We start from the raw sequence: 12,956 nt of genomic DNA, 5'->3' as shown, positions 1-12,956 counted from the left end.
TAAGTGACTTAAGCTAAAAACACAGAGAAATAAGTTATGGAACAATTTATCATATATTTAAATACACAACAGATTAAATACAGTATTGGGGATAATTCAATCACAATATTGGAATCTCTTAATCTGGCTGAAGTAAGAATCAAACATTTACCGGATAATCTTATTATTAACGGTGATCTCAATTTGCGATTAACAACAATAAAAAAATTGCCGGATAATTTAACCGTAAATGGTGATTTATGTGCGCGCGCAACTAAGATTAAAGCGTGGCCGAAAAATTTAAATGTAAAAGGTTCTATAGATTTATTACGTACCAGAATTGCATCATTACCAGATAATTTAACAGTAAATGGAGATTTGAATTTAGAACAAACACCTGTTAAATCATTACCTGCTAATCTGAAAGTAAAAGGAAATTTGGCTTTGCGGGGGTCGCATTTTTGCAATATACCGGAAAGATTCGATGTAGCTGGTTCTTTAAATTTGTCAGATACGAAAATTGACAGATTACCTGATAATCTGAATATACAGGGTGATCTGAACATTGCCCGTACCAAAATTAAAAAATTACCTGAAAATTTATCTGTAAGCGGAGATCTCCATTTAAGCAGAACAAAAGTTAAAATATTACCAGATAATCTTGACGTTACGGGTGATTTAGATTTAAGTGATACACGGATTAAAAAATTGCCTGTAAATTTAAAGGTTGGGGGTAAGTTGGATTTATACGGTACCAGAATAAAGAAAATACCAAAAGATTTAACAGTAACTGGTGGCATTGCTTTAGGAGGCTCTAAAATTAGAAAGTTACCCGATAATTTAACTGTTAACGATTATTTGGATTTGGGTTTTACAAAAATCAAAAAGTTGCCGGATAATCTGATTGTAAACGGATATCTGGGATTGCGCGCTATTAAAGTCAAAAAATTATTAAAGCATTCAAATGTACAATGCACAAGTCTGGGTTTAGATGGTGCCAAGATAAAGCAACTGCCTGCCAATATAGAAGTAAAAAACAGTTTATATTTGAGTTATACCGAAATAAAACAGCTACCGGATAATCTTGAATTAAAAGGTGATCTGACTTTACGTTATGTCCCTATAAAAAAGTTGCCGGATAATTTGACTGTTGGCGGATATCTTGATCTGAGCTGTACCAGAATCGAAACATTGCCTGAGAATTTAAAAGTTGCCGGTAACCTTAATTTAAGTTCTTCAAAACTAAAAAAATTACCGAAAAATTTACATATTGGCGGTGATTTAGACTTACATAATACAAAGATTAAAAAAATTCCGGATAATTTAAATGTGAATGGAACTTTAGATTTATTCAGAACGAAGATTAAGAAGCTTCCAAAAAATTTATTTGTAAAAAATGAGTTGTTTTTGAGTAATACCAGAGTTAAAACATTACCTTCTGGTTTAAAAGTAGAAGGAGATCTCTGGCTGAGTTCTTCCTCAATTAAAAAATTGCCAGACAATTTAAAATTAAATGGCGATTTATACTTGCAAGACACTAATATTAAGCAATTACCAAAAAATTTATTTGTAAAAAGGCAGTTATCTATCAGGAATACTAAAATCAGTGTATTGCCGGAAGATTTAATGTTTGGCTCAATTGAACTGGATATAAAAAAAATAAAAAATATAGTTTATAAAAAATGCCATTCAATAAAAGCCTTTATTTTTACAGTTTATTTACAGGGAGAAATAAAACTTGTTTACAATGGGAGTCTGATAGGTAATTTGGAAGAATTTGAACAATTTACAAATAAACTATTTTTAAAAGCTGAAGCTGATGAGTTTAAACAGATGGCCAGAGATTGCGCAGCGCAATTGAAGCAAAAGCTGTCTCTTGAATAATCATGGCAGTTTTATCAGCGGTTATCAATTAATAGCGGAAGACAGGAATTATGTTTGGATATTCATTGCAAAATTTTGAGTAATAAAATCGTAGCTGTTATTGTGGATAAAATGCTGATTAGTTGCTATAGTTCCTGGCATATTTTACGTTATAGCGTTATTTGTTTTCAATTTATAGAACTGATTAACAATTATTTTACGGATAGTTATGAATAAAAGCATTATGAATATTTATAAATTGGTTCATTGGTTTGTAATAATTGTTTTAGCTTATTTTATTATCTGTAATGTCATTATTCATCTCTACGCCCGGCAAAAAGCAGCAGACAATGCTGATACTATGGTTATCTTAGGTGCTCAGGTAATGGGTAATCCTGCAGTACCTCATCCTGTTTTAAAAGGGCGTTTAGATAAAGCTCTGGTTTATTTGAAAAATAACCCTAATACCAAAGTAGTTGTTTGCGGAGGACAAGGAGAAGGGGAACCGGCAACAGAAGCAAGTGTTATGGCTGGTTATTTAATTGATAACGGGATTGATGCCTCAAGGGTTTATCTTGAAGATAAATCAACACGTACTGCTCAGCAGTTTGTTTATGCGAATAAAGTATTACCATTAGGTAAGACTGTGGTAGTTACCAATGATTTTCATTTATTGCGTTCTATTATGTTGGCTAAAAGATCAGGAATAAAAGATGTATCTGGGTTATCCGCACCTTTAAGTTTCAGAAATTACAGGAACTATATTTCTCTTATTAGAGAACCATTAGCTCTGATTAATTCATGGTTGTTTGATCATCCCCTGAATAATGATAATTAGAATACAGATAATTAAAATATTGAGAATACTGGGTGGATGATAGTCAGTTTATAGTATTGAATTAGAATAGATACGGTTATTATTAACCGGTATAACCATCAGCTGTCTTAGGGATAATATAAACGGAAATACTGTTGAAGTATTCCGTGCAAGAAACTTGTGTCTATGAAAGTGAATCTATTTATGCAGTTTGACATAATTACTTTTTAGTAATTTTCGAATTAGAATCAGTAGCTGATATATATTAAATTTAAAATTTCGTAGCTTAACTGGAAATATATCGGAATTGATTCTTTGTCAAAATGGGATTGTATGTAAAAAAAATCTTTTAGTATATTGATTTTCAGTATTAAATTGTTAAAATGTAAATTAATGTATAACTGTATAAATAATTCAATATGTCTGACGTTAAGTATAAATTATGGTGTAAAAAGATATATGGATGGTTGCCCAAGGCTAAATATAAAAATAAAAGTAATGAGTCAAAGTCATCGCCAGAACAAAATGAAAAAGCAGAATATGAGTATCAAAAGTTAACACCCTACACCGAGATTGATTTAAAGGAAAGTGAAAAAGCTTTTGATTATGTTTTTCAACATGATGATGTTAGAAATATTGCAATTTCAGGTGCATATGGTTCAGGTAAAAGCAGCCTGATTGAATCATATAAAAATTCTATTCAAACTACAAATACGAATAGAAAACCAGTTAGAAAATTTCTGCATATATCACTGGCTCATTTTCGTACAGAAAATAATCATTTATCTGAAGTTTTGAACAAAGAAGCAAATTCCAAAAATGAAAATAATGAATTATCAATCCTCGAAGCTAAAATTCTGAATCAGCTGATTTATCAGATTTCGTCAGAACAAATACCACAAAGCAATTTTGCTGTTAAAAGAATTACTAGTAAAAGAGATTTATTGGCAATTACAGTAAGCAGTATTATTTTCTTGCTCTTTATGCTGGATATTATATTTTCTGCAACATGGAAAGAATTTGTTTTGTCCCTGGAGTATAGTGGCTTAAAAGATTTATTACTGGGATTTACAACTAAGATATTTCTTCTGGGCAGTGCTATCTGGAATCTGGGTCTGTTTGCAATATTCCTTTACTATATTATTAAGATTCAAAAATATAAAAATATATTCAGAAAACTGAAATTTCAGGGTAATGAAATAGAAATTTTTACAGAGTCCAGTGAGTCTTTTTTTGATAAATATCTAAGTGAGGTTGTCTATATTTTTGTTAATGCTAATGTAGATGTAATTGTTTTTGAGGATATTGACCGGTTTGATAACGTGCTTATTTTTGAACGATTACAGGAAATCAATAAGCTAACGAATAATCAATTAAAACAGTATCAAAAAAAGGAAACAAAAATATTAAGGTTTTTCTATTTGTTACGTGATGATATATTTTGCACCAAAGACAGAACAAAATTTTTTGATTTTATGATTCCCGTTGTTCCTGTTATAGATGGTTTCAATTCCTACAATAAACTGACAACATTTTTAAAAAACTATATTGATGGTAATAAAATAGAAAATGGTTTTTTAGAAGGAGTATCTTTATATATTGATGATATGAGATTGCTAAAAAACATCTGTAATGAGTTTCATATGTATTATTCAAATATAAACAATACTGAGCTAAATGCTAATAAAATGTTTGCAATGATTGTTTATAAAAATATATTTCCTTTAGATTTTACATTATTGCAGAAGAATCAGGGATTTGTGTTTTATTTATTTAATCATAGCTCATTTATTACTAATTTTTTTTCAATGATTGAGAAAACAAAAAATGAGTTATTAGAAAATAAAATAAAGAAAAAATCAGAGCTTAAAAATGTTCAGGATAACTATCATAAATCTACAAAAAAAATAAAAGATGAATATAGAAGGAAACGAGAAGATAGATCTAACTTTCCTGATTCAGAAAAAACAAATGAAAAAGTTGAAGAATTAGATAAGCAGGAGCAATTAGAACTTAATGGTTGTCAATCAGAATATGAAAAGAAAATAGAATTAATAAACAAAGAAAAAGAAAATATTCAGAAAGAAATCTTAAAACTAACAAGCAGAAAGGCTAAATATATCCTTAAGGAGAACAATATTGACAAAACATTTAAATATTTGAGTAATTCTAATAATATAGAAAATAATAAAACAGCTTTAGAAATAAAAAATAGTTTATATTTTTCACTATTAAAATATCTAATTCGCAATGGCTACATTGATGAAACTTATGCTGATTATATATCTTACTTTTATCCTAATAGTTTGACTAAAGCTGATAAAACTTATCTGCGTAGTATTACTGATGAAAGCGCGAAGGAGTATGAATATAAACTGAATAATCCTGAATTAATTATTGAAAAACTTCAGCATCAGATAAATTATTTTTCACAGCCGGAGATAATGAATGTTGATTTAGTTAACTATCTATTAACTTATTCAGAAAACTATACAGAAGAATTAAAAGCTATCTTATGTCAATTCTCGATGAAAAGTAATATAAAATTCATTAATGTATTGTGGCCCGAATTAAGTGAAAAAAATTTACAAAAATTTGTAAATTTTTTAAGTAAATATTCACCAAATTTTTTTAAGATTGCGTTATTTAGTCAATTAGTTCCTAATTATATACTCTATGATTTGTCTTTAAAGATTTTATATTGCTTATCTCAGGAAGCTATTAAAAAAATAAATGAATATGATAATTGTCTCAATAATTATATTGCTAATAACAGTAATTATTTAAATATAGTAGACCCTGATGTAGAACAATTAATAGAACAATTTAAATTTCTTGATATTAAATTTATAGAAATCAATTATGAAACTGCAAATAAAGACTTGTTCAATGAAGTTTATAAAAAATCATTATATCAGCTGAATTTTGCTAACATTAAACTGATGTTAACGACACAATACCCTCCCTTAGATGAGCAGGATATTATTCATAAAAATTATACTTGTGTTCAAGGTGAACGTAACTCTCCCTTGGCAAATTATATTGCACGAGATATAAATGTTTACCTGCATCAAATCTTGGCCAGTTGTGATAAAAAAATAACTGATAACGAAAAAGAAGTGCTGTGTTTGTTAAATCATGACGATATTTCTGATGCTCATAAGGATGAGTATATAAGATATTTACAATTCCCTATTACTAACTTAGATTTAGATAAGGTTGAGAGTAATTATATACGGATGAGAATTCAGCTTTCTAGTCAATTGCTAAATAACGACATATAAAAGAAACGGATGAATCTATAAATGAGTATCTGATTAAATCTATTCATAGTAATGAAAAACTGTTAGATTTAAAGATTTAAAAGAGTTTCTAATGACAAACACAAAGATATAAAGGTGAACTCTTTGATGTAATAATAAAGAATCAAAAAATAAATGATAATAAATACAAAGAAATATTATCAAATTACTAAAAGAAATGGCTGAAAGTATGTTGGTTGAACAATTTCAAACTAATTAGTTAATTTTATTGCCATAATACCTGTAGCATAGATGCCGATAGCTATAATGCTGATACAAGTACCACAGGAAATGGGTTTAACGGAGTAACCGGTACCCAGATAGTGGGTTTCAAGAACAATGATATTGGCTGCCGGAGGAAGTAGGCAAAATAAGTAAAGTGCGGCACTATTTTCCAGAATAAGGTTCTGCCGGCACAGACAGGCAAGGCCAAGCAGGGCGGATAGGATACAGAAATAAGCCGCAGCTTTTTTCAGGAAGGTCTGAATGGTGTTTCTGATGTCGGTCAGTGTAATTCTGCTTTTAGCCAGCCACATACCAAGAATAGCCATGCCAAGAAAGCTCATCAAAAATTTGGCGAGGGAATAAATTATATCCAGCTCGCGGATTTGTTTACCCAGTGGTAATAGTAAGCAGCCAATAATAAGGGCAATGACGGGAGGCATCTGAATCAGTTTTCTGATATTGAACCGGATGCCGGTAAGCAGCCATGCCCCAAGTGAGTTACCGACAATAGAACTGCCGATATAGGCAGATATAAATATTGCGGCAGCCTGATTACCAAAGAGTGAAGCTGCTATGGGAAGACCGAGCCAGCCAATATTCAGATAGCTGAAACACAGGGTGCTTACCGGATTGATCCGGAGAAATTTACCGGCAAGCAGCATTATGCTCATAACGACAATAGTGGTAATTAATACCGCGCCCATATTGCTGAAATTGGTCGCTATATTATAGATAATTACGACAGGGATAATAAATTTTGTCAGTAGCAGAGACAAAACAGGTTTTGTATCCCGGGTTAATTTGCCGGCGATCAGACCACAGAGCAGGTAAATCAAGGGTAGAAACAGGGTCATGCCGGCTCCCTGAGCATTGCATCGGTTTGTGATAGTTCATTGTAGCTTATCTTTTTTCAGATCATTAGTCATCTGCATTTATTCGATAAGGTATTTATATATTTACAATACGTTTAATCATTTTTATCCGTGTCTGATAAATTTTGGTATTTGAGTTTTTTCTAGAGCCAGATAATCAGCGTTACTGGTGCAGCCGTGGAATGGGGAGATAAATTCAGCAATCATTTATCACTATTTTGATATCTGTTATGTGTTTTATTGCTTTTGGTCAGGTGTAAAGATTTCTGTTTATCGGCAGTTGTGCTATGTGGTTTTTGTTAGTGTTTTGCAACGCTACCGGTAAGATTTTACTGGTAGCGTTTTGTATGGGGATGGCTGGGTTAGCGTGCGCCGAAGCCGGTGAGCATGGTTTTGAGGGTTTTGAAGAATATGAGTATATCGAGTGAGAAGGAAAAATGTTTGATGTAGTAAAAATCATGTTCGATTTTTATCTGGGTTTGTTCGGTGTCGGCAGCGTAGCCCTGAGTAACTTGTGCCCAGCCGGAAATACCGGGTTTGACAATGTGGCGGTAGTCATAAAAGGGAATTTCCTGAATAAACTGGTCGACAAATACTTTTTGCTCGGGGCGGGGACCAATCAGGCTCATGTCACCTTTCAGGATGTTCCAGAACTGCGGCAGTTCGTCGATGCGGGTTTTGCGGATGATGTGTCCGATACGGGTGACGCGGGCATCCCCAAGTTGCGCCATGCGGGCACCGTTTTTCTCTGAATCGCTGCACATGCTGCGAAATTTATAAATACAGAATTCTTTGCCGCTGCGTCCTACACGGTTTTGCCGGAACAGGATGTTACCCGGGCTTTCAAGTTTGATGGCAATGGCAGTAATAAGCATTACAGGCAGGGTAACAGGGGCGGATAGCAGGATAAGAACGATGTCGAATACGCGTTTAATCAATACATAGGTTGGTGAAGGCAGCAAAGAACCAAGATCATTTTCATATAGGTGATGAATTTTAACCCGTCCGGTAAGAAATTCTTCTACCTGACGAATATTGTAGACAGGCATGCCATTGAGGGTTTGCCGGGCAAGAAATTTCTGCCAGTGGTTGTCGAGCTCAGGTTCGTGCAGGTCGGCAACAATGCCGTTAATGACAGAGGTCTCAGGCAGGCATGGGCTGGTTAATTTTATCCAGTTGACATTGGGAAGCTGGTCGGCGTTGCTGGCACGTCCGTAGGGTAGGTATGCGTAGGTTGTTATGAATTTGTTGCGGTAATAGATATAAGAAATACACAGAAACAGGGACAGACAGCCTGCCATGAATAAAAACCATACGGTATAGGGCAGGTTAAAGAATTTGGCCGTCATCCACATACCAAAAAACCAGAAGAAAGCATGCGGCAGAGCAATCACTGCGGATTTTCTGCCGGGAAAGTTGCTGAATACGGATAAAGATTTGGTTGTCAGAATATGGGCAATACCGGCAAGAATTATGCTGGTGATGAAAGCAGCACGTCCCTGGGCAAAGCCTTTAATAGGCTCCATGATGGCCAGTGGCAGTAGCATTACCAGCAGGGTTCCAAAGAAAAGACGGCTTTTATAGGACAGTAAACTTCGCATAATTGTTTTTTATTTGTTCAGGCGCAAATGTTGGTAGAGGTTGCCCAGTAGGCTGGTGGGCAGCAGACGGCTGCTGCCGCGCAGGGCAAAACAGCTTAGTGCCGGCAGTAATGGTTGGCTTTTGAGGCGGTGTTTAAGACGCAGCAGCTGCCATTCGCTGCGAAGGTAGCGCAGCCCGCGCCGGCGGGCATGCATGTTGTGACCGGCACGGGCATATACGAGGGTTTCCGGTAGGTTTGCTGCCTGATAGCCGGCCGCCAGCAGTCGCAGCCACAGGTTGTAATCTTCCATCCACTGGTGATGCTGATAGCCGCCTACTGCCTGTACCGCACTTTTACGGTAGGCCGCAGCCATGTGATTAATCGGGTTGCGCCACTGAGCATAATGGCGGATAGCAGTGTCTGTAAGAGGTACCTGCCTGACTGTGCCGCTTAGTTCAGGGGTTGTGCTGAATTCAGCTATCTGCCCGCTGAACAGGGCGATATCGGGGTTTTCCAGGATATATGCCCACTGGTATTCAAACCGGCCGGGTGCGCAGATGTCGTCAGTATCCATGCGCAATATCCATTCATGCCGGCAGTGTTCCAGTCCGGCATTAAGGGCATGTCCGAGACCGACGTGCTGCGGCAGGGGGACGATTTTCAGAGGCAGCCGGGTCTGATAGCTGTTCAGTACGCTATGCAGTTCAGTACCTACGGCACCATCCAGTACCATGATGATTTCGTCGGCCTGTATGCTATGCGTACACAGGCTTTCCAGACAGGCGCTGAGCCAGTCGGGATGTTCCTGTGCATATAAGGAAAGCAGAACGGAAAAAGGGCGCGTTTTCATGGTTGTGGCAGTGATGGATGCCTATGCTAATAGTTTGTCAAGATTTGTTTATTATATCGCAACAATGCAGGCAGGTGCCTCCCGGATGACAGCGGGTGCAGGTTTATGCTGTTACATCAAAGATAGTTGCTGATTTTTTTACATTTATATCGATTTATACTGTGATGATGGCTGCTGGCTGTTTTGCTCAAATGAGGCCGGATCGGGCAGGTAGTGCTCGTAAAATGCACTTTGAGCAGCGTGCAGTTGTGCCAGTTCGGTGCTGTTGTTGCTGGTGCAGGTATCGTTGAGACAGACAAAACGGATTTCCGGGTGGTGATGCAGATAATGGATAGCGTTATTCAGCTCGGTGATGTTGCTGATGTTGCGCACGAAGCCGTCGTTGTGTTTTTGGGGTATGAATGCACCGCTGGCGAGTTGCCAGTAGCGATTGAGGTAGATGGTGAGATCGTTACTGGCGCGGAAGCGGTTTGCGGTGCTGGCAAGTATTTCCGGTTCGAAGTGCTGATAAACCTGTTGCAGGGTACTGCGGGTGTAAGGCTGGGGCAGATGCCAGTGAGCAAACCAGAAATAATGGCGGTAAAGGTATTTGAGCAGGAAATTGCTGAATTTTTCACGCACACTGTAGCTATGGGCAAATAATTGCTGTTTATTCAGTGAGGCCGGCTGATACAGGCGGTTAATCAGGGCAATATTGTTATTCAGTGCATCTACCCAGCTGTTGCGGCCGCGCAGACGGCGAAACAGGCTGCCGCGCTTTAGCCAGCCATGACAGAGAAAGTCTACCGGTAGCCCGTGCTGAAACAGCCGCTCACGCAGGACAGGACGCAGAATAACGGTGTCGTCGTTAAGATAAACAAATTGTTCACTCAGGCCTTTAAGGTTAACCAAATTCATTTCGATAGCTGAGGAATTGAATACTGGCAGATTCTGCGGGTGGATAAACAGTTGCCGGTGGCTGACAATTTCTATTTTCGGATTACTGGTTTTCAGCCATGGCGGATGCTGATCGGCGGTTATCAGGTAAATTTTGTGATACCACGGGCAGTTTTTTTCAATGGAGCGCAGTACATAACGCAGGGTGCCGAAATCCTGATAACGGTTATTACTGGTCGCGTCACTGTGTCCCTGATGTTGTGGCTGATAGTGGTTTTTTGCAGCCAGCCAGTCCGGATCGCTGTTGTCTACCCATGGCAGAACAAAATCAATCGGGGTATTGTCAGTACTGGTGTTCATCGGTTTTTCCGTTTGAGCAGCGCTATCAGTTTCTGACTGTTACGGGCGCCAAGTGTAGTACGCAGAGTATTCAGGATTCTGCGTTTGAGTCGGTTGACGCCTTTACTGTCATTAAGCCATGTACCGTCGTAGTGATGAATGCAGACAGTATTAGCAGTACGGTTCAGTTCATGGGTATAGGCATTTTTGGCCATAAAGTAATCACTTGGATAAACGCAGACATAGCCGGGAATTTCCTGCCGCTGATCGTTAAGGATAATTCCATGCTTTTGGTATATTTGTTTAAATAACTGGTTGATGGTAATAAGCTGCTGCGGGTTGAATTCAAGATTCTGATACTGTTGCCAGATATCATGCATAAGAATGCTTCCGGCTTCACAACCCATTACGCCGGCCTGAGGGTTACAGGTAAGCTCGCGGGTATAGGGATTCATACCCTGTTCGAAACCGGTGAAGCAGTGATGGTGCAGAAACGGGTCGAATGAGGCAATCATCTGTACATCGGTATCCAGATAGATGCCGCCATGCTGATAAAGTGCCTGAATACGGCAGACATCGGCTACAAAGGCATATTTACCGGCAGCATAGGCTGAACGGGTGTAAGCGTTAGCCTGATAGTCAAAATTGTGTTCGTTCCACAGCTGAATTTGGTAATCGGGCAGAAACTGGCGCCAGCTGGCAATATATTGTTGGGTGGCGGCAGGCAGTGGCTGAGGTCCGAACCAGCAATAGTGAATCAGTTTGGGTATCATTGGGCAGGCCGGCGATAAATCAGAATTAACAGGATGCCAAAGGGTATGGCGGTGCTCAGACCGGTAATAAAGCCAAGTTTAATCCAATCGATAAAGGTATGTACACTGATACTATTTACCGGATGCCAGCCAATAGTGAGGATAATGGCGATGGTAGCAAAAACTGTCAGCCACAGCAGATAGGTACGGGTGCAGGGCAGGGACAGAATGTGTTTGCTGGTGTAATGCACCATTTCACTGCTGCGGTAAAGAAATGATATCAGTGCTGCAAGTAAAATGCCGGCACTGCCCCATATCTGTATAAAGCATACTGAGCAGGTAATGTTCAGAGCAGCTTCGATCAGTGCCTGTGGTTTGGTGTCTTTGTAGCGACCGGCTGCCATGATCATGGTCATACTCGGAATACGGCTGTTTTCAATAATGCCCACCAGTAAAAACAGGGCAGCCAGCACGGGCTGATGGTAGTTGGCATCGGTCATATTACGGGTATAAAGCTGAATAAAGGGTGCCAGCAACAGGCCGGTGCATGTATAGACCCAGCCCAGAAAGCACATAAAGAGACGATTATAGCGGCAGAAATTCTGACGGGTACGCTGGATATCTGTAGTAAGGCTATGACCGAAAATAGCCTGCATGCCTTGTGACAGTGATTGCAAGGCCATTTTGATGGCGCCGAAAATCAACGCATAAACGGCATAGATGCTGGCGTCTTTCAGGGACAGGAAAAAAGTAATCAGTACCAGCGGTGAGCTGAATATCAGCAGACCGGTTAGCTGATGGGTAAGGGCATCCCATGTTTGTTGCAGCTTATACGCGTTATGTTTGTCGTAATGCTGGTTCAGATTGTGATAGTAGTGTTTTACATAGTGACGGTACAACAGAAATTTACTCGCCTGTATCAGGGTAGAGATAAACTGAACAGTCAGAATACTATAGCCGTTACGAATCAGCCAGTAGCATACGACGATGTTAACGAAGATGCTGCCTGCCTGAATGGCGGAGATGATATAGGTTTTCTGGTCGGCAGTAAGTAAGGCACGGTAGCTGCCGAAAAAGAAAAAATCCAGAATATTCACGGCACCCATTATCAGTACCATGTAAAAGGTAAGGCTGGCACTGATTTCGGTGTGGGTAAGCCAGGCAAACAGGATAGCCAGTATCAGTAATGCGACGGCAAACAGCCAGCCGGAGATGCGGTAAAAGTGATGGGCGGCTGCAAGAATGCGGTTACGCAGCTGGTTATCCTGTGCAGTCAGCGCCTGATAAAGGGCTACGACGGCAGCTGCACCGATGCCAGCCTCCAGTAAAGTCAGGTAGGCAATAAACTGTTTGATAGAGGCCAGCATACCGTTGGTTGCTGAACCATAGGTTACAACAATTAACGGCGGCAGGATAAATCCGCCCAGTGCAGTTATCAGTTGCAGCAGCAGATTAGCGGATATGTTTTTCAGGATAACTGCACGGGTACTCATGAATAT

9 protein-coding genes are annotated in these 12,956 nt (G+C 38.5%); 3 read left to right on the top strand and 6 right to left on the bottom strand.

What is annotated here, in order from left to right; translation table 11 throughout:
- Nucleotides 1-36 precede the first annotated feature (36 nt).
- From H3V00_RS07605 to H3V00_RS07595, 3 genes are all read left to right on the top strand, one after another.
- Complete coding sequence (locus H3V00_RS07605; protein WP_198207379.1) at nucleotides 37-1,863, top strand: hypothetical protein; 1,827 nt, start codon at nucleotides 37-39, stop codon at nucleotides 1,861-1,863.
- A 208-nt stretch (nucleotides 1,864-2,071) separates the two neighbouring features.
- Nucleotides 2,072-2,680: a YdcF family protein gene (locus H3V00_RS07600; protein ID WP_084548570.1), complete on the top strand. Its 609-nt coding sequence runs from the start codon at nucleotides 2,072-2,074 to the stop codon at nucleotides 2,678-2,680.
- Nucleotides 2,681-3,078: 398 nt separating this feature from the next.
- Nucleotides 3,079-5,943 (top strand): hypothetical protein, encoded by a 2,865-nt coding sequence (locus tag H3V00_RS07595; protein WP_198207377.1) that lies wholly within the window; start codon nucleotides 3,079-3,081, stop codon nucleotides 5,941-5,943.
- A gap of 230 nt (nucleotides 5,944-6,173) precedes the next feature.
- On the opposite strand, the gene H3V00_RS07590 is transcribed toward H3V00_RS07595, so the two are convergent.
- The 6 genes from H3V00_RS07590 to H3V00_RS07565 form a co-directional block, all read right to left on the bottom strand.
- Nucleotides 6,174-7,040, bottom strand: a complete 867-nt coding sequence (locus H3V00_RS07590) for a permease (RefSeq protein WP_198207375.1) — start codon at nucleotides 7,038-7,040, stop codon at nucleotides 6,174-6,176.
- 380 nt (nucleotides 7,041-7,420) lie between these two features.
- A complete protein-coding gene (locus H3V00_RS07585) occupies nucleotides 7,421-8,659 on the bottom strand; it encodes a sugar transferase (protein ID WP_051506515.1) in 1,239 nt (412 codons plus the stop codon).
- Between the two features lie 9 nt (nucleotides 8,660-8,668).
- Nucleotides 8,669-9,490, bottom strand: a complete 822-nt coding sequence (locus H3V00_RS07580; RefSeq protein WP_198207373.1) for a glycosyltransferase — start codon at nucleotides 9,488-9,490, stop codon at nucleotides 8,669-8,671.
- Nucleotides 9,491-9,634: 144 nt separating this feature from the next.
- Nucleotides 9,635-10,726, bottom strand: coding sequence for a stealth family protein (locus H3V00_RS07575; protein WP_198207371.1), 1,092 nt, complete (start codon nucleotides 10,724-10,726; stop codon nucleotides 9,635-9,637).
- Entirely contained in the window at nucleotides 10,723-11,478 is a 756-nt protein-coding gene (locus tag H3V00_RS07570; protein ID WP_084551670.1) for a glycosyltransferase family 32 protein, read from the bottom strand. Before H3V00_RS07570 ends, H3V00_RS07575 begins: the two co-directional genes overlap by 4 nt.
- Complete coding sequence (locus tag H3V00_RS07565; protein ID WP_198207369.1) at nucleotides 11,475-12,950, bottom strand: lipopolysaccharide biosynthesis protein; 1,476 nt, start codon at nucleotides 12,948-12,950, stop codon at nucleotides 11,475-11,477. The genes H3V00_RS07570 and H3V00_RS07565 overlap by 4 nt, the downstream gene beginning before the upstream one ends.
- Nucleotides 12,951-12,956 lie beyond the last annotated feature (6 nt).

It is taken from the genome of Snodgrassella sp. W6238H11 (assembly GCF_016100525.1).
Taxonomy (GTDB): domain Bacteria; phylum Pseudomonadota; class Gammaproteobacteria; order Burkholderiales; family Neisseriaceae; genus Snodgrassella; species Snodgrassella alvi.
Note: the sequence above shows the minus strand (reverse complement) of the source record. Positions and strands in the feature narration are given on the sequence as shown.